Below are 19267 nucleotides of genomic sequence, written 5' to 3'. Positions count from 1 at the left end.
TCCAAAATAGTGCGCGAGGATGGAGGTCATGCGATGCACCTGTCCCAGAGGCTTGGCAGGGTGTTCGGGGCGGCGACCACGCCTGTGGGGCCGGCAGAGCAGGCAGTGTCCGCGCTCGGGGGGTTCCTCGGCATTTATCTCGTCTTTCTGCTCAGTCACGCCATCCTCGGCCCCGAAGGGGCGGTGTGGATGGTGGTGTCGATGGGGGCGACCGCGGTGCTGCTGTTCGGTGTGCCGCACGGCTTGCTGTCCCAGCCGTGGCCTCTCTTCGGCGGGCATCTGGTCTCCGCCCTGATCGGCGTGACCTGTGCGCTGTGGATTCCAGACACCGCCCAGGCGGCGGCCTGTGCCGTGGGACTTGCGGTCGGTGCGATGCACCTTTTGCGCTGCATCCACCCGCCCGGCGGCGCGACCGCGCTGACAGCGGTACTGGGCGGGCCGGCCATCACGACGCTCGGCTACCACTACGTGCTGGCGCCGGTGCTGCTGAACGTGGCGATCATCTTTGCTGTGGCGGTGGCGGCGAATTATCCCTTCGTCTGGCGGCGCTATCCCATCCAGTTGATGCGTTTCGGGGCGACGCGCACAAAGGCCTCACGCTTGCACGAGGAGGATATCGAGCAGGCACTCCGCGAGATGCATGTCATCGTTGACGTGACGCCCGATGAGCTGATGCAGATTGCCGAGCGCGCCCTTCGGCACGCGGAAGAGGGTGGGGAGATGATTCAGCTGAGAGGTCGGCCGGTCACGCTCCTGCCGGGAGATGAGGAGGCCGACGGGCCGTTCTGCGGGGTGGCGATCCGGGTGAGAGGAACGTAGGCGCATTCCAGACTGTTTCAAAAGGGCTGTCCTGCCCTTTTGAAACTCGCCTGGTCCTCCTCTCACGCCCTTCCGGCATCCATGCCGGAAGCCCCTGCGGGGTTCGGCCTTCGAGAACGTCGCGGTACACGCCCACGACGGTCTCCGAGAATCAATCACTTATTGTGATTGATTCTCGCGCGAGCCATTCATGGCTCGCATTTCCAGGCTGTGTCAAAGGCTTTTGACATAGCCTGATTCGGCGCCATGCGTTTTAGCCATGGCGTTCGCTGTGGCAGTGGCTAGGGTCAGCCTGTCCATTCCTCGGTGAAGGTCCAGGGATCGGGTCGCGACTTGGTAAGGGGCTCGACGGTGGGCGTGCCCATGGCAAGGTAACCCGCCAGCCGCTCGTGCGGCAGCAGACCCAACGCCTGCCGTACCCATGCGTCGCCGCAGCTCTCGCCGGAGAGCCAAACGCTGCCGTAGCCCAGTGCCTGGGCCATCAGCTGCATGTGCTCGGCGGCAGCGCCCACGGCCATCATCTGCTCCCATTCCGGTACTTTGGCGCATTCCTGGAGGTGGGCAATCAGCAGGATCAACAGCGGGGAGCGCAGAGGCTTCCCGCGTTGGCGCTCGATCAGCTCCGCCTCGGCCTCTGGATGGCGGCAGCGATACCCTTCCGCGAAGATGTCGCCCAGCCGTGCGCGGGCCTCGCCCTGAACCAGCAGGAAGCGCCACGGGCGCAGGGCTCGGTGGTCGGGAGCGCTCATGGCCGCGCGCAGGATCAGGTCGAGGTGTTCGCCTTCCGGGGCGGGCGCGCCGAGATGCTTTGCGGGGGTGGAGTGGCGGTTCAGCAAAAGTTCGATGGCGGCATTCATACGCGGCGGGACAACCTTGGTGGAGTGCGGGGAAACCCGGGTGTTTCCCTCTGGTACACTCGCCACATGGTAAAGCGGAGAGCGGATTGATGGAAAAGCATTACGAGGCCATTCTCGGCGCCGTGGGGGAGGACCTGAGCCGCGATGGCCTGCGCGACACGCCCAGACGCGCCGCCAAGGCGATGGAGTTTCTCACCAAGGGCTACCACGAGACGCTCGAGCAGGTGGTGGGCGGCGCGCTGTTCGACTCCGACAACGACGAGATGGTGATCGTCAAGGATATCGAGCTCTATTCGCTTTGCGAACACCACCTGCTGCCGATCGTCGGCAAGGTGCACGTCGGCTACCTGCCGAGCGGCAAGGTGCTCGGCCTGTCCAAGGTGGCCCGCATCGTCGAGATGTTCGCCCGCCGCCTGCAGATCCAGGAGAACATGACCCGCCAGATCGCCGAGGCGATCCTCCAGGTGACCGGCGCCAAGGGCGTGGCCGTGGTTGTGGAGGCGCAGCACTTCTGCATGATGATGCGCGGGGTGGAGAAGCAGAACTCCTGGACCACCACCTCCATGATGCTTGGCCGTTTCCGCGAGGACCGTGGCACGCGGATGGAATTTCTCAGCCTGATCGGCAAGTGAGGGCGGCCATGGTGAGACTCGAAGCTGCCCTGCAGGCCTTGGGCACCCCGGGGTTCAAGGACGTCCTGCGTGACGAACTGCTGCGGCAGGATGCCCTGTCCCGCCCGCTGCAACTCGGCCTGACCTATGGCACGGTGGCGCTGCTGGATGACGTGAACATCGGCATCCTCGCGCTGGAAGAGGGCATGACCGGCCCGCGCATCCGCGCGGCGGTGCACTATTCCAGCATCACCACCGGCTGCAATTGCAGCGAGGAGCCCAACCCCTTGAGCGTGATGTCGGAATACGTCGAGTTGCTGATCGACATCGACCGGACGACGGCTGAGGCGAAGGTCGGCCTGGCGCCGGAGTGAAGCCGTCCGCAAGGGTCAGCGCATCGCCGAGGGCAGGACGATCTCCCTGCCCGCCACCATGAACCGGCCGTAGCCACGGTGATGCAGGGTCTCCGGCCGGGTGACGGCCGGGTCGTGCCAGGCCTTGACCACCTCCAGCACGAAGAAGTTGTAGGGGGTGACCATCTGGCGATCCCTCACTTGGCATTCGAGGTTCGCGTAGCATTCCCCGACCAGCGGCGCGGCCACCTTGGCGGCCGGTTTCGCGGTCAGGCCGAAGGCCTTGAACTTGTCCACCGTGCGGCCGGAGGCATTGCCGCAGGACACCACCTTGTCGGCCAGCTCCACCGTCGGCACGTTCAGCACGCATTCACCGGTCTCCTCGAGCGCGGCAAAGGAGTGGCTGGTTTCGCTGACGACGCAGCCCACCAGCGGCGGCTCGAACTCCATCATCACGTGCCAGGACATGGTCATCACGTTCGCCACGCCTTGGCGTGAGGTGCTGAGCAGCACGACTGGGCCGGGCTCGAGTACGGTGTAGACGTCGGCCAGGGGCAGTTCCCGTTTCATGGCTTCATCCTCGGAGGGATTCACTCTCATGTCTTAGCGGATGCCCCCTGAATGGGCAAGCCGCAGGGCAATCGCATGAAGGCGTGGAGCGATCGCACAAGTTGAAAATCCAGCGTGCGAGGGGGCATCCTTGCTCTCGTTGGCTGTAGGAGGCCCGTCCTCGGGCCGATAGCCCGTTCAGGGCTGACCTATCGCGGCGAGGGCGCCGCTCCTACGCGAGCGTCCAGACCGATGAAATAGGTTCATGCAATTGCCCTGGGGCAAGTCGGATCAGGGGGCGCAGCAGGGCCTTCCACCTCCTATACTGATGAATGACAGGGGTAGGTCCCATGCCCCTCCGTAGTGCGGGCCGATGCCCCCTCTACCGCCCGCATCGCGCATCATGCCGCCCGGGTTCGAACGCCGGGCGCTCCGACAGGGAGATGGTCAAGCGGCTGCCAGGACGGCCTTGCAACCCGTTCGATCCGAAGCAGGAGCACAGCCATGCTCTATCCAAGAAGCTCGGTCGATCCGGAGATGGTGAAGTGCGAGGTATGCCTCAAGGAGATTCCCGCCTCCGAGTCCAAAAACGTGGAGGCGGTCGAATACGTCATGTATTTCTGCGGCCTCGAGTGCTATGCGATATGGAGCCGGCAGGACGCCGATCAACCCAGGCAGGAGCCTCCGGTCTGACGTTCCGGCCGTACCGGAAGAAGGAGAATGTGACATGCCCCAACTGAGCAAGGCCCTGGCGGCCTGGGGAACGCCCGCCTTCAACGATGTCCTGAAGGACGAGGTCCGGCAGCTCGGGGTCGAGCACCTGCCCCTGCAGCAGGGGCTCGCCCATGGCAACTTCACCAGTGGCGAAAACCTCCAGGTGCGTGTCATTTCCACGTCCGAGACGTTTGACGCCATCGAGGTGAAGGCTGGCCTGTTCTATACCAGCATCATTGCCGGTTGCGCCTGCGTGGATGATCCCACCCCCCTGAGCGACCTGCCGGAGTACAGCGAGGTTCTCATCCGCATCGACAAGGTCACCGCCGAGGCGACGATCACCCTGCTCACGGCCTGAAGCACTGCATCACGACGGCGTCACGCAAGCCGCGTTAAGCTAAGGCAAGCTTTTCCGCATGCATCGACTGGAGCCTTGTCCCATGCGCGTTGCCGTCTTCAGCAGCAAACCCTACGACCGCGACAGCCTGATCAGCGCGAATGCCGCGCATGGCCATCAGCTGGAGTTCTTCGAGGCTGCCCTGACCCCGCAGACCTGCGGCCTGGCAGAAGGGTTCGAGGCCGTCTGCGTGTTCGTCCACGACCAACTGGACGAGCACCTGTTGCGTTGCCTCGTGGGGGAGGGGGTACGGGTGGTGGCCCTGCGCTGTGCGGGCTTCAACAACGTCGACCTTGCCGCGGCGCGGGCGCTCGGCATCCAGGTGGTGCGTGTGCCGGCCTATTCGCCCCATGCGGTGGCGGAGCATGCCGTTGCGCTGATGCTGACCCTCAACCGCCACACCCACCGCGCCTACAACCGCGTGCGGGAGGGGAATTTCGCCCTCAACGGCCTGCTCGGCTTCGACATGCACGGCAAGACGGTCGGCATCGTCGGCACCGGGCGCATCGGCGCGGTGCTGGCCCGTATCCTCCATGGTTTCGGCTGCGTGCTGCTCGGGGCAGACCTGCAGGAAAACCCGGACTGCCTTGCGCTTGGCATGCGTTATGTCGACCGCGACACCCTGCTCGCCGAGAGCGACATCATCAGCCTGCACTGCCCGCTGACGCCGGAGACACGCCACATGATCGATGTGCACAGCATCCCGCGCATGAAGCGCGGGGTGATGCTGATCAATACCGGACGCGGGGCATTGATCGATACGCAGGCCATCATCGCCGGTCTCAAGAACGGTCACATCGGCGCTCTGGGGTTGGATGTGTACGAACAGGAAGAGCATCTCTTCTTCGAGGATCACTCCAACGAGATCATCCAGGACGACCTGCTCGAGCGCCTGTTGACCTTCCCCAACGTACTCGTCACCTCCCATCAGGGATTTTTCACCCGCGAGGCCCTCACGGCGATCGCCGAAACGACGCTGGGCAACCTTGCCCGCCTCGAGCGTGGCGAGCCGTGCCCGAATGCGTTGTGAGCCGAGGCGTGTTCATTCGTGCCGCAAGGCCTCGATCGGATCCAGCCTGGCCGCACGGCGGGCGGGGAAGAAGCCGAAGATCACGCCGATGGCGGCTGAGAACAGAAAGGCGAGCAGGTTGATGCCGAGGTTGAAGATGTAGGGCACCTTCATCAGCTGGGCGAGCCCGATCGATGCCCCGGTGGCGAGCAGGATGCCGACCAGTCCGCCGAGCGAGGACAGCACCACCGCCTCGATCAGGAACTGCAAGAGCACCTCGCGCTCCAGCGCGCCGATGGCCAGGCGGATACCGATCTCGCGCGTGCGCTCGGTGACCGACACCAGCATGATGTTCATGATGCCGATGCCGCCGACCAGCAGGCTGACCGCCGCCACCGCGCCGAGCAGGGTGGTCATGACGCGCGTCGTGCCGGAGAGGGTCTCGGTGATCTGACGGGTGTCGAGCACGCTGAAATTGTCATCCTCATTCGGCGTGATCCCGCGTCGTTCGCGCAACAGCAGCACGACCTGTTTCTTGGCCTGGTCGATCGATGCGCCTTCCCTCACCGAGATGCGCAGGCCGGTGATGTCTTGCGTGCCGGTCAGCCGCCGCTGCACGGTGCGCAGGGGCATGACCACCACATCATCCTGGTCCGAGCCGAAGGCCGACTGGCCCTTGCTCACCAGCAGCCCGATCACCTCGCAGGAGAAATTCTTCACCCGCAGGTTTTGCCCCACGGGGCTTTGCTCGCCGAACAGCTCGCGCCGCACCGTCTCGCCGATCACGCACACAGCCTTGCCGCCGCGCTCTTCCGCCTCATTGAACGGGCGGCCGCTGGCCAGGGTCCACTTGCCGGTCTGGAACCAGGCGTTGGTGCTGCCGGTGATGGGCGTGGACCAGTTCCTGGCCCCGTAGACCACGGTGACCCCCCGGCTGACGGTGGGGGCCACGGCCTGTACCGCGCTGATCTGCTCGGCGATGGCCTCGGCATCCGCCAGCCTGAAGTTGGGTGCACCGGCGGTGTCGCTGCCGGGGCCGAGACGCTGTCCCGGGCGCACGATCAGGAGATTGCTGCCAAGGCTTGCGACCTGGTCGGCGATGGCTTGCGTGGCGCCATTGCCGAGGGTCACCATGGTGATGACCGCGGCGACGCCGATGACGATGCCGAGGATGGTCAGGAAGGATCGCATCAGGTTGCGCCGGATCGAGCGCAGCGCAAGCAGCAGGGTGTTCCACAGCATCAGCCGGTCCCTCCGTTGCGCTCGTCGCTGGCGACCCTGCCGTCGCGGAAATGGATGACGCGATGGGCGTATGCCGCCATCTCCGGCTCGTGGGTCACCATCAGCACGGTGATGCCCCTATCGCGGTTGAGCCCGGTGAGCAGTTCCATGATCTCGCGGCTGGTGTGGGTGTCGAGGTTGCCGGTGGGCTCGTCGGCCAGCAGTACGGCCGGTCGGGTGACGATGGCGCGGGCGATGGCGACCCGCTGCTGCTGGCCGCCGGACAGCTCGGCGGGGGTGTGGTGGCCAACGCCCGCAAGCCCCACCGAGGCGAGCGCCTCGCGGGCGAGGGCGTGACGCGATGCGGCGCTCTCGCCACGATAGAGGAGGGGCAGTTCCACGTTCTCCTGCGCCGAGGTACGAGCCAGCAGGTTGAAGCCCTGGAACACAAAGCCGAGGTAGTGGCGCCGCAGCAGGGCGCGCTGGTTGCGGTCCAGCCGCTCCACGGGGATGTTGCGGAACAGGTAGCTGCCGCCGCTGGGCACGTCCAGGCAGCCCATGATGTTCATGGTGGTCGATTTGCCCGAACCGCTCGGTCCCATGATGGCGACGAACTCACCCGCTTCAATGGAAAGATCGACCCCGCGCAGGGCTTGGAAGGCGGCCTGTCCCTGGCCGTAGGTCTTGGTGACCCCGCGCAGGGCGATCAGCGGTTCTCCAGGGGGTGGGGTCGCAGTCATTTCTTCGTGGCCAAGGCTTCGGTGATGACCTCCATCCCGGGCTTGAGCCCGCCGCCGGTGATCTGGGTCATGCGCCCGTCGGTCGCGCCGGTCTGAACCTCCACAGGCACCGGCCGTCCGTCATGCACGACCCAGACCTGTTGCTTGCCATTGCGTGCAGCCTGGCCGCTGCCGCGCGAGGAGGTGCTGCGCGACGGACGGGGGACCAGGGCGCTGAGCAGGCCCGGCTTGGGTGCGGCAGGGGCCGCCGCGGGGCTGAAGCGCAAGGCCGCGTTGGGCACCAGCAGCACGTTCTCCAGCGCGGTGGTGGTGATCTCGGCCGTGGCTGTCATGCCGGGCCGCAGGCTCAGGTCGTCATTGTCCACCTGCAGGATGGTCAGGTAAGACACCACGCCATCCTTGACCTGCGAGCCGAAGTTCACCCGCACCACCGTGGCGGGATAACTGCGGTTGCGGTAGGCATCCACCGTGAAGCGGGCCTGCTGGCCCGCACGGACCTCGCCGACGTCGGCCTCGTCCACGTCCACCTGGAGCTCCATGCGGGCAAGGTCCTCGGCCAGGACGAACAGCACAGGGGCTTGGAGGGAGGCTGCCACGGTCTGGCCGGGCTCCACCTTGCGTGCCAGCACCACCCCGTCGATGGGTGAACGGATGACCGACTTGGCCAGATTGGTCTCGTTCGAGTTGAGCGTCGCCCTGGCCTGCTCGACGGCCGCGTGGGCGGCCGCCACGCTGGCGCGTGCCCGGGCAAGGGCAGCCTCGGCATTGTCCAGTTCAGCCTTCGAGGGCACCTTGCCACCGGAGAGACGGGCCACCTCGCGCAGGCGGCTGAGGTTGGCGCGGGCCTCGTCCTCGGTCGCCTTCGTCTGCAGCACCTGGGCCTCGGCCGAGGCGAGGGCCGCCCTGGACAGGGCGACCTGATCCTTCAGGCGGCTCGGGTCCAGCCAGGCCAGGATCTGCCCTTTGCTCACCCGGTCGTTCTCATGCACCAGCACCGTCTGGATGGTGCCCGAGAGCTCGCTGCCCACGTCCACCTGGTTGGTCGGATGCAGATTGCCCGTGGCGGAGACCGTGACCACGAGATGGCCCATCTCGGCCGGGGTGGTGCTGTAGTTCGTCGCCGAGGATTCCTGCGTCGGGTGCAGCACCAGCCAGGCGATTCCAGCGGCCAGCAGGAGCAGGACAAGGATGATGACGATGCCTGTTCTCATCGGCTGGCGGGGCTTCTGCAGGCCCAGAACCTGCTGAATGTCGGGGGAGGGCGTCGGATTAGTCATGCATTGATCCTTGCAGCATCATCATTCATCACCGGGCCTGGCCCTCTCATGCGGGGGACCAGCCGCCGCCGAGGGCCTTGTACAACTGGATCAGGGCCTGGGTGGTTTCGGCCCGCGCCGAGGCCAGGCTGTCCTCGAGTGACAATACGCTGCGCTCGGTGGTCAGCACGGTCTGGAAGTCGATGATGCCACTGGCGTAGCGCTGGCGGGCGAGGTCCGCTGCGGCACGGGCAGCGCGGGTGGCCTCCGCCAGCGCCACTTCCCGCTCGCGGCCACGGGCGAGGGCGATCAGGGCGTTCTCCACGTCTTCCAGGGCGGTCAGCACGGCCTGTTCGAGCGCGATGCCTGTCCGGTCGCGCACCGCAAGCTGGATCTCCACCTGACGGCGCAGGCGGCCGCCGTCGAAGATCGGCGCGGCGAGACTGGCCAGCGCGGAGCGGGCGAGTGCCCCGCCGCTGGTCAGCCCATCGAGGGTCAGCGCATCCAGCCCGATCGATCCGCTCAGGGAGAGGGTGGGCCAGCGGGCGGCCTCGGCCTGGCCAATGCGCGCGGTCTCGGCGGCAAGCTGACGCTCGGCGGCGCGCACGTCCGGGCGTTGGCGCAGGGTGTCGGCGGGGATGCCGATGGCGAGCGGCGCGGGGGCGGCTGGAATGGGGCCGGGGGCGGCCAGCCGGTCGTGCAGCGCGCCGGGCTGCTCGCCCAGTAGGATGGCCAGGCGGTTCTTCGCGGCGTTGAGGCTGGATTCAAGCAGCGGGATCTGGGCGCGGGTCTGCTCGCGGCTGGCGCGGGCCTGCTCGACCTCAAGGGTGCTGGACAGTCCCGCCTGCGCGCGCCACTCGGTCAGACGCAGGGTTTCGCTCTGGCTGGCGAGGTTGTCGTGGGCGATGCGCAGGCGCTCCTGGGCGGCGCGCAGGTCGACATACAGTCGCGCCACCTCGGCCACCAGGCTGACCTGGGTGGCGTGCAGGCGCGCCTCGCTGGCCGCAAGATCCGCCTGGGCTGCCTCGATGCCGCGGCGGGTGCCGCCGAAGATGTCGGCCTCCCAGCGTGCGTCGAACCCCGCGCTGAAGCTGTTGCGCGTGGTGCCAAGCCCCGTCTCGGCGCTCGACTCACCTCGCCGCGCGGATGCCGAGGCATTCAGCGTGGGGGAGAGGCCGGCCGCAGCCAGCTCGGCGCGCGCCCGTGACTCGCGCAGGCGCGCCTGCGCGGTGCGCAGGTCGAGGTTGCGCGCGAGCGCATCGCGAATCAGCCCGGAGAGCAGCGGCTCCTGCAGCTGCTCCCACCATTGTGCGAGGTGTTGCGGATCGGCGGGGGCGTCCGTCGCCACGCCTTGCGGCAGGCCGCGCCACTGCGCAGGCGCCTGCAGCCCGGGCTGGGCATAGTCGGGGCCGACCACGGCGCAGCCGGAGAGGGCAGCGAAAGCGGTAATCATCCAGAGAGGGGATGGTGTTCTCATCATGACCTCGGGGAGCCGTCTTCCGGGCGGTCCATGGTGATGAGTGTACGTGAGTCCGACCGCTGCGGTCAGGGGGGCCGTTTCCGACCCTCCTCAGGTTCCGTGAGCGGGTGCCTGGTCTGCGCCCGGATGAGGCGGGCGTGCCCCGTGTTACTGCATCTTCGCCCGGGCGGCCTCGCGCTGCTCCGGGGTGAGCACGGCGAGGATCGCGTGCTGCATGCGCACGCGCTGTGCCGCCATCTCTCCCATGGTCTGGGCGGTCTGGGCAATCAGCTCCTGCAGCCGGGTCTCGTCCACGTTGTCGGCGGCAGCAAGCTGGCGCATGGCCAGGCGATTTTCGCGCATTTTCATTGCCAGTTCTCGCATCTTAGGACGGTTCTCCTGCATGATCGTGCGGATCTGGTCGCGCTGGGCGTCGTTCAGGTCGAGGTCGTGCAGCACATGGCGTAGGCCATGGTCGTGGTGTCCCTTGCCGTGCATTGGGGCGTGGTGGTGGCGCTGGCCATCACAGAGACCGTCGCCGGGCAGGGCCAAGGCGGTCAGCGGCAGGGCCAGGGCGGCAACGAGCAGGCTCTTCTTGAGGATGGACGTTTTCATGGTGCGATACCTCGTCTTGTGTGTCGGGGCGGGTGTGCCCCGCTGAGAGCAAGTCTGGGGGTGGCGACCGTTAAATGGCGTTGCCGGTGTGTAAAGTTGGGTAAAGACGGCATTGAATGGGGGTGAATCATGATGCGTTCACCCTATGATCGACTCCATCCCAAGGCGTGTCCCATCCCCTCCCTGAGGCCCCGACCTGTTCACGAAGATGACGACAAAAACCTCCATCCTCTTGGTCGACGACGACACCGAACTGACCGGCCTGCTGCGCGAATACCTCGCCCAGGAGGGCTTTGCCGTGGGTGTTGCGCACAACGGTGAGGATGGCGTGCGCGAGGCCCTGGCCGGCGCGTTCGACCTCGTGGTGCTGGACGTGATGATGCCCGGTCTCAACGGCATCGACGCCCTGCGTGCCATCCGTGAGAAAAGCCGCATCCCCGTGCTGATGCTCACCGCCCGTGGCGACGACGTGGACCGCATCGTCGGTCTGGAGCTGGGGGCAGACGACTACGTGCCCAAGCCCTGCACCCCGCGCGAACTGGTTGCCCGCATCCGCGCCATCCTGCGCCGCAGCCAGCCCTTGGCCCCGGGCGGCTCGCTGATCGTGGGCGCCCTCAGCCTGTGGCCGGAAAGGCGCCAGGCCACGTGGCATGGCGAGCCGGTCGAGCTGACCGGCACCGAATTCAACCTGCTCGAGGTGCTGGCGCGCCACGCCGGGCGCGTGGTGAGCAAGGCCGAGCTGTCCGAGCAGGGGCTTGGCCGTCCGTTGGCGCGCTTCGACCGCAGCATCGATGTGCACATGAGTAGCCTGCGCCACAAGCTCGGCACCCTCTCCGACGGGCGCTCCTGCATCCAGACCGTGCGCGGCCAGGGTTACCAGCTGATTCGGGAGTGAACCCCATGGGCCGCCTGTTTTGGAAGTTCCTCCTCGCCTTCTGGCTCGCCTTGCTGCTGGCGGGGGCGGTGGTCGGTACCACCGTCTGGTTGCACCAACGCGCCCAGGGGCAGGCAGCGGCAAGCCTCGCCACGGGCCCGCGCGACGCCCTGCTGGTGCACACCGCGGCGCTGACCCTGCGCCACGGTGGGGTGGATGCTCTGCGCAGCCTGCTGGAGGAATGGCGTGACGAGCGCGGCGTGCCAGTGCTGGCGGTGGACGACTCCGGGCGTGAACTGCTGGGCCGCCCGTTTGGCCCCGAGGCCCTGGCGGGGGCGCGCGAGCTGGTGCAAAGCGATGTCCGTCCCCGCATGGCCCGGCGGGTGGCGGCCAGCGACGGCAGCCAGTACCTGCTGTTCGTCCTCGCCCGCGAGGGGGCCGTCCCGCACCGTCACCGCCCCCCACAACCCCCTCCGTTCGCCTTCCTGCTGCTCGGCGGGCTGCTTGGAAGCCTGGCCTTCAGCGCCCTGCTGGCCTGGTACCTCTCCCGCCCCATCCGCAACCTGAGTTGGGCGCTGCGACAGATCGAGGAGGGGCGACTGGAAACCCGCGTGCATCCGCTCATGGGCCGTCGCCGCGACGAGATCAGTGACCTGGGCGCGGACTTCGACCGCATGGCCGGTCAGATCGAGGCCCTGGTCGGGGCGCAGAAGCGCCTGCTGCACGACGTCTCGCACGAGCTGCGCTCGCCGCTCGCCCGCCTGCAGGTGGCCGTGGGTCTTGCGCGCCAGCAGCCGGCCAAGCTGGATCAGTACCTGGAGCGCATCGAGCGCGAATCCCAGCGCCTCGACCAGCTGGTGGGGGAGGTACTGACCCTGGCGCGGCTGGAGTCGGGCATGGTGCAGGGCGGCCGGGAGGAGATCGATCTCGGCGACCTGTTGGCCGGTGTCGTGGAAGACGCCTGCTTCGAGGCCGAGGTCCAGAGGCGCCGGATCGGGATGGTCAACGAAGCGGAAGGCCGGGACCGGCTGCACGGACAGGCCGAACTGCTGCACCGTGCCATCGAGAACGTCATCCGCAACGCCCTGCACCACACCCCGGAAGGCGGCGCGGTCGAGGTCGCCCTGCGAGCGGGTGGGCGCGGACTCGTCCTCACCGTCGACGACCACGGCCCCGGCGTCCCCGAGGCTGAACTGGCCGCCATCTTCAAGCCCTTCCGCCGCGGTGCCCACGAACAGGAAGGCAACGGCTACGGCCTCGGCCTTGCCATCGCCCGCCGGGCGATCGAGGCGCACGGCGGGGCGATCCAGGCGGTCAACCGGCCGGAAGGGGGGCTGCGGGTGATCATCGACCTGCCCGTTTCAAGCAGGCTTGACCCGATGCAAGGCGCCATAGCGCAACGCCTTGCGCCGGATGAGGCGGGGTGAAAACCCCAGGTTCCGGGTTGTGATTCTTAATCCTGGCCACGCTTGCTGGCGCAAACCATGCCTTTTCCATGGACTCATGGGCCGCCTGTCGCCAGGCTTTCATGGATGTCGGGTTAGACTATCAATCCTTTTTATCGGAGGTCATGACAACCCATGAAGCGCATGGAGAAGTTCCTGGAAGAGAGCCTATTCGGCAGCCGCTGGCTGATGGCGCCGATCTACTTTGGCCTGGTGGTGGCCATGGCCCTGCTGCTGTTCAAGTTCGGCAAGGAACTGTTCGGCATGATCGCGAACATCGGCAGCGCCAGTGGCGGGGAACTGATCGTCGGGGTGCTGACCCTGGTGGACGTGGCTCTGATCATGAACCTGCTCATCATCATCATCTTCAGCGGCTACGAAAACTTCGTTTCCAAGATGGACCTGGAAGACCACGAGGACCGTCCCGATTGGATGGGCCACATCGGCTTCTCCGACCTCAAGATCAAGGTGATCGCGTCCATCGTCGCCATCTCCGGGATCGAGCTGCTGAAGGCGTTCATGCACGTTGACCATTATTCCGACCGTCACCTGGCCTGGATGATCGGCCTGCACGTCACCTTCGTCGTCTCCGGCCTCGCCTACGCGCTGATGGATCGGTTGGGCAGCAGCAACCACTAAGCTGCAAGACGCACCAAAAACGACACGCCCCGGGGGAAACCTCGGGGCGTCTTTTTGGTGGGGAGGTTGGGGCGTCGAGTTTCCTCTGAGAAGAGGGAGATCGGTGAATGTTCGGTCTTATGGCCGCATATTATTCCGGTAAAGACAGGCCCAGTTATGGGGAGCGGGCTGGGTGGTGGTATCTTTGCACCAGGCTCTGCCTCAATCGTATAGTTTTTTAACTCGACCTATGGGCGGCGCAGGTTTTTGTGCAGGTTCGGTGTAATGTCGGATTGTGCGTCGCTACGATACGTGGTGCTGTTTCGTAACGCGCCCGGAAAGGCTTTCGACATATGGTGATACGTTTGTCTATGTCTTGCCTGGTTAACTGAAGATGGTCGAACTCACGAAGGTCGAGGATTCTCCTGATCAGTCTTTGTGCCTCTCTCTTCTCGGCAAGGGTGAGCGACCGAAGCAGAAATCGTGTTTTGGTGTTGCCGAAAATTCTTTTTGCTAGAAGAGGCGCTTCATCGGCCAGAAGTGGACCGCGATGTTCAAAAAGTCGAAAGTTATTCGGGGTGAACGACGCCAATGGACCTCTTGAATCAATAGGGTTCTGTGATTTCCTAGGGCGACGTCCAACCCAGTTGATTTTTCCGGCAATCCCTTGTTGTGTAGGCCAGCTGCCTACTCCACCCACTCCAATGACAGCATCAAATGTAAAACCTCGTACACGACCCATGCACCCTGCATGACCAAATTGGCGACGATAGTTGGGGTCGCCAATATGAGTTCTTTTGTAGATAAGAATTCTCATATTGATGGATTCTTGAATTTGAATTTGCGATTGCTTGTGCCTTAATTGTCAAGTTAGGGGGGCGCTGATTGGCAATCTGTGTCAGTAACACAACTTCCGTTTTAGTTGGATGCAGCAAAGCCGATCGTTGCTAGAAGGAGGGGGGAGGTGGCTAGGCCGATGATGGTCAAAGCCCAAGCCAGGGCGTTAACTCCAATCCCGGCAAGATTCTTATTCTTTATTGCGATGATTGTTCCAAATACCGCAACAATTGCCGCCAATGGAACGAAGACGATGCCAAAGAAAAGAATACCAAGAACTGCCAGGGCGCAGGCAATGATTCCTGCAACCATTCCAGTTCCTTGTTTGGCTGAGACTGCCTGTGACGTTGTCATTTTCTGTGACTCCCTTCGTCGTTGGTTGAACTATTTGGTTGTTATGGGCGGACAGGATGAGGAAACACTGCATGAGATGTGATGCAGCGTTGGTTGATTTGAAGAGGTTTGTTGCTTGCCTTCCATGGCTTTGTTTCCTTGAGGAGTGAGGAACTGCGCGATCGACTGTAATCCTGCTACAAGCTCGGTACTGAATCAAGCCACTTGCTCGGTACCTTCCCCCCTTCCAATTCCAAGTCGCGCCTTCAAGCTCTCCAGCATGTACAGCAGCGCGGGGATGAAGAACAGCACCAGCAGGGTGGCAAAGCCCAGGCCGAAGGCGATGGAGGTCGCCATCGGGATCAGGAACTGGGCTTGCAGGGAGGTTTCGAACAAGAGCGGGGTGAGGCCGCCGATGGTGGTGAGTGAGGTGAGCAGTACCGCACGCAGGCGGCCGCAGGCGGCTTCGATCAGGGCATCGTGCAGGTCCATGCCCTTGGCGCGCAGCTCGCTGTAGAGGCTGACCAGGATGATGGCGTTGTTGACCACGATGCCGGAGAGGCCGAACAGGCCGAACATGGAGAGGATGGTCAGGTCGATGCCCATCACCCAGTGGCCGAAGATGGCGCCGGCAAGCCCCAGGGGAATGGCGGTCATGACCACCAGCGGCCAGCCCCAGGAGCCAAACACCCAGACTAGGATCAGGTAGATCAGGGCAAGGCCCAAGATCAGGCCATTGCGCATGTCGGCCATGGTTTCGCGCTGGTCGGCGGCGCGGCCCTCGAAGCTGTATTCGAGGCCGTAGCGCTCGGCGAGCCGTGGCAGGACCTCCTTTTTCAGCTCGGCGATGATGGCGTTGGCATTGTTCTGGTGCTTGTCTACCTCACCGGAGACTTCGACTGCGAGCCTCCCTTCGGCGTGGCGCAGGGCCTCGAAGCCACGCCGCGATTCCCACGCGGCGACGGTGGCGAGCGGGACGAACTGTCCGGCATGGGGGCCGTTCGGGAGGCGGATGGTCATGCGCTCCAAGACGTCCAGCCGCTCGCGCTCGTCACGCGGCAGCAGCACCCGAACCTCCAGCTCGTCCTGGCCGACCTGCACCAGTTGCGCGAGGTGGCCGTCGAAGGCGGCGCGCAGCTGGCGGCCGAGGCTTTCGGTGGTCAGCCCCAGGGCCTCGCCGGCGGGGGTGAGGCGGTAGACGAGCTGTTCGCGGCCGAAGGGCATGTCATCCACGGTGTCGGTCACGCCGGGGATGGCCTTGAGGGTCTCCGCGAGCTCCAGGGCGGCGTTCTTGAGGGTGTTGGCATCATCGCCGGTCAGGCGGATGGTCAAATCGCGCCCTGGTGGGCCGGACTGGCGCGAGGTGAGGGTGAGGCTCTCGAGCCCTGCGGGCATGCGGATGTTGGCACGCCAGGCGTTGAGGAAGGTCTCGTTGCGCACCTCGCGCTGCTCGGAGGGGACCATCTCGACGATCATCGAGCCGAGCTGATCGCCCGTCGCCGAGGCTCCCGTGCCTGCCGCCGCCACCGTGCTGCCAAGCCGGGTCACAGCGATCTGCACCAGCCGGCCGCCGAGCTGCTGCTCGGTCTCGCGCAGGCTGCGCTCCAGCTCGCGCAGGAAGGCCTCGGTCTGCGCGCGCGGGGTGCCTGCCACGAAGGTCGCGTTGGCGTAGAGCACCTGCGACTCCGGGGCGGGAAAGAAGACGAATGGGATGCGTCCACCGGCCAGCAGGCCGATGGCGAGGATCATCGTGCCCAGGGTGAGGGCCACGGTGCTGCCGCGCCGCTCGAGCGCCAGCCTCACCAGGGGGCGGAAGCGTCGCTCACGGAAATGCTCGAAGGCCAGATCCAGGCGCTCGCGCAGGCGCGAAGACTTCTGCCTGGCCTCGTGGGCAAAGGCCGTTTTCAGATGGGCGGGCAGGATGAAGAAGCTCTCCAGCAGCGAGGCCATGATGACCATGACCATCACGAAGGGGATGTCGAACAGGATGTTGCCCATCACCCCGCCCACCAGCATCAGCGGCAGGAAGGCAGCCACGGTGGTGAGGGAGGAGGCGGTGACCGGCCAGAACATGCGCCGGGCGCCGCCGAGGGCGGCCTGTTCGGGCGATTCGCCCATCTTGCGGTGGGTGTCCGCGTCCTCGCCCACCACGATGGCGTCGTCAACGATGATGCCGAGCGCCATGATCAGGGCGAACAGGCTGATCATGTTGATGGTGCCGCCGAACAGCATGAGCAGCCCCAGGGTGGCGAGGAAGGCCGTGGGGATGCCCACGCCTACCCAGAAGGCCACGCGTCCGGGCAGGAACAGGTAGAGAATGGCCAGCACGAGCAAAAGCCCCGAGAGGCCATTGGAGAGCAGCAGGTTGATGCGGTCGCGGATCAGTTCCCACTGCTGGTCGTAGACCTCAAGCTTGAGGCTGGGCGGCAGGAGGGGGCGGGTGGCCTTGAGCCAGTCGTCGAAGATGCGCGCGGCCTTGAGCGAATGGCCGGACTCGGCCCGCTGCAACAGCAGTTCGACCACGGCCTCGCCCTTTTCCGATAGATCCAGGCTGGCCGGGCGGGCCTCACGCTGGATGGTGGCGACGTCCCCGAGCCGCACCAGACCACTTTCATCGCTGACCATCGGCAGGCTCTCGAAGGCGAGGGCGTCGCGGCGCTGTTCCAGTCCGCGCACCTCGCGTGCCCCGTCCTGGTTTCCGGCAATGCCCGCGGGCACATCGCGGGCCAGTTGGTTGACGCGCTCGCCCACATCCACCAGCGACAGGCCAAGCGTTTCCAGCGCCGCAGAGGGAACCTCGATGGCGATGCGCTCCTGCGGCAGGCCGGTGATGTCCACCCGGTCGATGCCGCGGGCCAACAGTTCCCGCTCGAACTTGCGCACCCAGGGGCGGAGTTCCTCGATGCTTGGGCCGCGCACCAGGAGGCGGGCAATGGGCTCGTAGCGCGAGACGCGGCTGATCTGCGGCGTTTCGGCGTCCTTGGGCAGGTTGCGGAACTCGTCCACCCGCTGGCGCACCTGGTCAAGGGCGAGCAGGGGGTCGGTGCCCTCCACCAGCTCCAGGGTGATGCTGGCGATGCCCTGGGCGGAGGTGGAGGCCATCTTCTTCAGGCCATCCACCGTCTTGAGCCGCTCTTCGAGTGGGGTGGTGATGCCATTCTCGACGTCCTCCGCCGAGGCGCCCGTCCACACCACACGCACGCTGATCACGTCCAGCGCGAAGGTGGGGAAGAACTGCACGTTCATCCGGTTGAGCGCGAGCAGCCCCACCAGGAAGGCGACCAGCATCATCACATTGGCCGCCACCTTGTGGCGGACGAAGACACCGAGGACGCTGTTCATGATGCGCGCTGGATCGGCGTGACGGCCAGCCCGTCGATGGCGTGGGGCAGGTGGGTGATCATCACCACATCCCCCGGTCTGAGCGCCTCCGCATGCACCAAGAGACGCGCCTCACCGTTGATGCGCAGCTCGCCGATGCGTTGAACGGTCACGCCCTTGAGGCGTCCGTCCTTGACTAGGTAGATGCGATCGCCGCCATGCAGGGCGGAGAAAGGCAGGGCCACGGCATCGGGGGCCAGCGGGCGTTCAAGCTGGGCGTTGACGAAGGCGCCAATCGGCACGCCGGTGGGATCGTCCAGCTTGAGCAGGGCGTCCACCCCGCGCGCATCGGCCTCTCCGGAAAGGCGTTCGAGGCGTGCGCGCAGGGGCTTGCCGCCGAAATCGGCACGGGCAGTCAGCTCCTCGCCGCGCTGGAGTGCTGCGCGAAGTTCTTCCGACAGGTGGGCAGGGACCTTGGCGCGCAGGTAGATGGCATCCGATGGGTAGAGGGTCAGCAGGGTCTGGTTGGGCTGCACCTGGTCGCCGGCGGCGGCCTCGACCTTGCCGATGCGGGCGGCGAAGGGCGCGATGATCTCACCGCGGGCGGCATCGCGCTCGGCTTCAGCCAGCTTCGACTGTAACTGGGCGAGGCGGGCAGGGTGCTCGGCCAGGGCCTGTTCGCGCTGGGTGACGGCCAGTTGGGCGCGCGAGAGCTGCTCGCGCGCCTGGTCGGTGCTGGCCTGCGACCCGAGCTTTTGTGCCTGGATCAGCTCGGCGCGGCGGAGGGCGTCCTCGGCCAGGGCAAGCAGGCGGCGCTCCTGGGCCAGGGCGGCCTGGTCGCTCCTGTAGCGCACCTTCTCGCGCTCCACATCGGCGCGGGCCTGGGCCAGGCGCGGCTCCAGATCACGCGGGTCGAGGCGGGCCAGCACCTGACCGGCGCGCACCCGCTCGCCATCGCGCACCAACACCTCAAGCACGCGGCCGCTGACCGGGCTTGCAGCGCGCACGCGATCAGGGGCCTCCACGCGGCCGTAGAGGGTCAGGGTGGGACGCAAGCTCGTGGGCTGGATGGTCTGGGTGTCGATGTGCCACACGCGCTCCTGCACCGTAATGGCGGGCGGGGCGGGCCGTGTTGCCTTGAGCAGCATGAAGCCACCGATGGCCAGGGCAAGGATGGCAAAGGGCAGGAGACGTTTCATCGAATGCCTGAGTCTATGTGTCGGTTTAGGCGCACAGCAT

At 65.8% G+C, this 19267-nt stretch carries 19 protein-coding genes; 10 read left to right on the top strand and 9 right to left on the bottom strand.

Features of this window, described 5'->3' with window-relative positions; all coding sequences use genetic code 11:
- Positions 1 to 33: 33 nt before the first annotated feature.
- Positions 34 to 819, top strand: coding sequence for an HPP family protein (locus V6D91_RS02085; protein WP_347317523.1), 786 nt, complete (start codon positions 34 to 36; stop codon positions 817 to 819).
- Between the two features lie 287 nt (positions 820 to 1106).
- Here the strand turns inward: V6D91_RS02085 and V6D91_RS02080 are convergent, their stop codons facing one another.
- Entirely contained in the window at positions 1107 to 1676 is a 570-nt protein-coding gene (locus V6D91_RS02080; RefSeq protein WP_347317522.1) for a nitroreductase, read from the bottom strand.
- A gap of 89 nt (positions 1677 to 1765) precedes the next feature.
- Between V6D91_RS02080 and folE the strand changes: the two genes are divergently transcribed.
- Together folE and V6D91_RS02070 are read left to right on the top strand one after the other, a co-directional pair.
- On the top strand, positions 1766 to 2308 hold the full coding sequence (gene folE / locus V6D91_RS02075; RefSeq protein WP_347317521.1) for a GTP cyclohydrolase I FolE: 543 nt from the start codon (positions 1766 to 1768) through the stop codon (positions 2306 to 2308).
- 8 nt (positions 2309 to 2316) lie between these two features.
- Positions 2317 to 2661 carry a hypothetical protein gene (locus V6D91_RS02070; RefSeq protein WP_347317520.1) on the top strand — a complete coding sequence of 115 codons (345 nt, stop codon included), beginning with the start codon at positions 2317 to 2319 and terminating at the stop codon, positions 2659 to 2661.
- Positions 2662 to 2676: 15 nt separating this feature from the next.
- Here V6D91_RS02070 and V6D91_RS02065 read toward each other — a convergent pair whose 3' ends face one another.
- Positions 2677 to 3210: a flavin reductase family protein gene (locus V6D91_RS02065; protein WP_347317519.1), complete on the bottom strand. Its 534-nt coding sequence runs from the start codon at positions 3208 to 3210 to the stop codon at positions 2677 to 2679.
- A 483-nt stretch (positions 3211 to 3693) separates the two neighbouring features.
- Between V6D91_RS02065 and V6D91_RS02060 the strand changes: the two genes are divergently transcribed.
- The 3 genes from V6D91_RS02060 (at position 3694) to V6D91_RS02050 (ending at position 5330) form a co-directional block, all read left to right on the top strand.
- Positions 3694 to 3882, top strand: coding sequence for a DUF3330 domain-containing protein (locus V6D91_RS02060; protein WP_347317518.1), 189 nt, complete (start codon positions 3694 to 3696; stop codon positions 3880 to 3882).
- 34 nt (positions 3883 to 3916) lie between these two features.
- Positions 3917 to 4261, top strand: a complete 345-nt coding sequence (locus tag V6D91_RS02055) for a hypothetical protein (protein WP_347317517.1) — start codon at positions 3917 to 3919, stop codon at positions 4259 to 4261.
- Positions 4262 to 4343: 82 nt separating this feature from the next.
- Positions 4344 to 5330 carry a 2-hydroxyacid dehydrogenase gene (locus V6D91_RS02050; RefSeq protein WP_347317516.1) on the top strand — a complete coding sequence of 329 codons (987 nt, stop codon included), beginning with the start codon at positions 4344 to 4346 and terminating at the stop codon, positions 5328 to 5330.
- A 12-nt stretch (positions 5331 to 5342) separates the two neighbouring features.
- Here V6D91_RS02050 and V6D91_RS02045 read toward each other — a convergent pair whose 3' ends face one another.
- The 5 genes from V6D91_RS02045 to V6D91_RS02025 all read right to left on the bottom strand — a co-directional run bounded on the left by V6D91_RS02045 (position 5343) and on the right by V6D91_RS02025 (position 10600).
- Positions 5343 to 6551 carry an ABC transporter permease gene (locus V6D91_RS02045; protein WP_347317515.1) on the bottom strand — a complete coding sequence of 403 codons (1209 nt, stop codon included), beginning with the start codon at positions 6549 to 6551 and terminating at the stop codon, positions 5343 to 5345.
- Complete coding sequence (locus V6D91_RS02040) at positions 6551 to 7270, bottom strand: ABC transporter ATP-binding protein (RefSeq protein WP_347317514.1); 720 nt, start codon at positions 7268 to 7270, stop codon at positions 6551 to 6553. The genes V6D91_RS02045 and V6D91_RS02040 overlap by 1 nt, the downstream gene beginning before the upstream one ends.
- Entirely contained in the window at positions 7267 to 8547 is a 1281-nt protein-coding gene (locus V6D91_RS02035) for an efflux RND transporter periplasmic adaptor subunit (protein ID WP_347317513.1), read from the bottom strand. Before V6D91_RS02035 ends, V6D91_RS02040 begins: the two co-directional genes overlap by 4 nt.
- A 46-nt stretch (positions 8548 to 8593) precedes the next feature.
- Positions 8594 to 9979: an efflux transporter outer membrane subunit gene (locus V6D91_RS02030; protein WP_347317512.1), complete on the bottom strand. Its 1386-nt coding sequence runs from the start codon at positions 9977 to 9979 to the stop codon at positions 8594 to 8596.
- Between the two features lie 174 nt (positions 9980 to 10153).
- A complete protein-coding gene (locus V6D91_RS02025; protein ID WP_347317511.1) occupies positions 10154 to 10600 on the bottom strand; it encodes a Spy/CpxP family protein refolding chaperone in 447 nt (148 codons plus the stop codon).
- Positions 10601 to 10808: 208 nt separating this feature from the next.
- Between V6D91_RS02025 and V6D91_RS02020 the strand changes: the two genes are divergently transcribed.
- The 4 genes from V6D91_RS02020 to V6D91_RS02005 all read left to right on the top strand — a co-directional run bounded on the left by V6D91_RS02020 (position 10809) and on the right by V6D91_RS02005 (position 14810).
- The gene (locus tag V6D91_RS02020) at positions 10809 to 11495 is read left to right on the top strand and encodes a response regulator transcription factor (RefSeq protein WP_347317510.1); all 687 of its coding nucleotides are present in this window, start codon (positions 10809 to 10811) and stop codon (positions 11493 to 11495) included.
- Positions 11496 to 11500: 5 nt separating this feature from the next.
- Entirely contained in the window at positions 11501 to 12901 is a 1401-nt protein-coding gene (locus V6D91_RS02015; protein ID WP_347317509.1) for an ATP-binding protein, read from the top strand.
- A gap of 153 nt (positions 12902 to 13054) precedes the next feature.
- Positions 13055 to 13558 (top strand): TIGR00645 family protein, encoded by a 504-nt coding sequence (locus tag V6D91_RS02010; protein ID WP_347317508.1) that lies wholly within the window; start codon positions 13055 to 13057, stop codon positions 13556 to 13558.
- Between the two features lie 955 nt (positions 13559 to 14513).
- Positions 14514 to 14810 (top strand): hypothetical protein, encoded by a 297-nt coding sequence (locus V6D91_RS02005; RefSeq protein ID WP_347317507.1) that lies wholly within the window; start codon positions 14514 to 14516, stop codon positions 14808 to 14810.
- A 113-nt stretch (positions 14811 to 14923) separates the two neighbouring features.
- Here V6D91_RS02005 and V6D91_RS02000 read toward each other — a convergent pair whose 3' ends face one another.
- A complete protein-coding gene (locus V6D91_RS02000; RefSeq protein ID WP_347317506.1) occupies positions 14924 to 18049 on the bottom strand; it encodes an efflux RND transporter permease subunit in 3126 nt (1041 codons plus the stop codon).
- Positions 18046 to 19227, bottom strand: a complete 1182-nt coding sequence (locus V6D91_RS01995) for an efflux RND transporter periplasmic adaptor subunit (RefSeq protein WP_347317505.1) — start codon at positions 19225 to 19227, stop codon at positions 18046 to 18048. Before V6D91_RS01995 ends, V6D91_RS02000 begins: the two co-directional genes overlap by 4 nt.
- Between the last annotated feature and the right edge of the window lie 40 nt (positions 19228 to 19267).

Origin of the sequence: Thiofaba sp. EF100, assembly GCF_039822285.1 — a bacterium.
Classification (GTDB): domain Bacteria; phylum Pseudomonadota; class Gammaproteobacteria; order Halothiobacillales; family Halothiobacillaceae; genus Thiofaba.
The sequence above is the reverse complement of the archived record's forward strand: the minus strand, read 5'-3'. Positions and strand labels throughout refer to the sequence as shown.

Coding starts and splice junctions, on each gene's coding strand:
- V6D91_RS02085 (WP_347317523.1), top strand. CDS start 34: ATGCACCTGTCCCAGAGGCTTGGCAGGGTGTTCGGGGCGGCGACCACG.
- V6D91_RS02080 (WP_347317522.1), bottom strand. CDS start 1,676: ATGAATGCCGCCATCGAACTTTTGCTGAACCGCCACTCCACCCCCGCA.
- folE (WP_347317521.1), top strand. CDS start 1,766: ATGGAAAAGCATTACGAGGCCATTCTCGGCGCCGTGGGGGAGGACCTG.
- V6D91_RS02070 (WP_347317520.1), top strand. CDS start 2,317: ATGGTGAGACTCGAAGCTGCCCTGCAGGCCTTGGGCACCCCGGGGTTC.
- V6D91_RS02065 (WP_347317519.1), bottom strand. CDS start 3,210: ATGAAACGGGAACTGCCCCTGGCCGACGTCTACACCGTACTCGAGCCC.
- V6D91_RS02060 (WP_347317518.1), top strand. CDS start 3,694: ATGCTCTATCCAAGAAGCTCGGTCGATCCGGAGATGGTGAAGTGCGAG.
- V6D91_RS02055 (WP_347317517.1), top strand. CDS start 3,917: ATGCCCCAACTGAGCAAGGCCCTGGCGGCCTGGGGAACGCCCGCCTTC.
- V6D91_RS02050 (WP_347317516.1), top strand. CDS start 4,344: ATGCGCGTTGCCGTCTTCAGCAGCAAACCCTACGACCGCGACAGCCTG.
- V6D91_RS02045 (WP_347317515.1), bottom strand. CDS start 6,551: ATGCTGTGGAACACCCTGCTGCTTGCGCTGCGCTCGATCCGGCGCAAC.
- V6D91_RS02040 (WP_347317514.1), bottom strand. CDS start 7,270: ATGACTGCGACCCCACCCCCTGGAGAACCGCTGATCGCCCTGCGCGGG.
- V6D91_RS02035 (WP_347317513.1), bottom strand. CDS start 8,547: ATGACTAATCCGACGCCCTCCCCCGACATTCAGCAGGTTCTGGGCCTG.
- V6D91_RS02030 (WP_347317512.1), bottom strand. CDS start 9,979: ATGATTACCGCTTTCGCTGCCCTCTCCGGCTGCGCCGTGGTCGGCCCC.
- V6D91_RS02025 (WP_347317511.1), bottom strand. CDS start 10,600: ATGAAAACGTCCATCCTCAAGAAGAGCCTGCTCGTTGCCGCCCTGGCC.
- V6D91_RS02020 (WP_347317510.1), top strand. CDS start 10,809: ATGACGACAAAAACCTCCATCCTCTTGGTCGACGACGACACCGAACTG.
- V6D91_RS02015 (WP_347317509.1), top strand. CDS start 11,501: ATGGGCCGCCTGTTTTGGAAGTTCCTCCTCGCCTTCTGGCTCGCCTTG.
- V6D91_RS02010 (WP_347317508.1), top strand. CDS start 13,055: ATGAAGCGCATGGAGAAGTTCCTGGAAGAGAGCCTATTCGGCAGCCGC.
- V6D91_RS02005 (WP_347317507.1), top strand. CDS start 14,514: ATGATGGTCAAAGCCCAAGCCAGGGCGTTAACTCCAATCCCGGCAAGA.
- V6D91_RS02000 (WP_347317506.1), bottom strand. CDS start 18,049: ATGAACAGCGTCCTCGGTGTCTTCGTCCGCCACAAGGTGGCGGCCAAT.
- V6D91_RS01995 (WP_347317505.1), bottom strand. CDS start 19,227: ATGAAACGTCTCCTGCCCTTTGCCATCCTTGCCCTGGCCATCGGTGGC.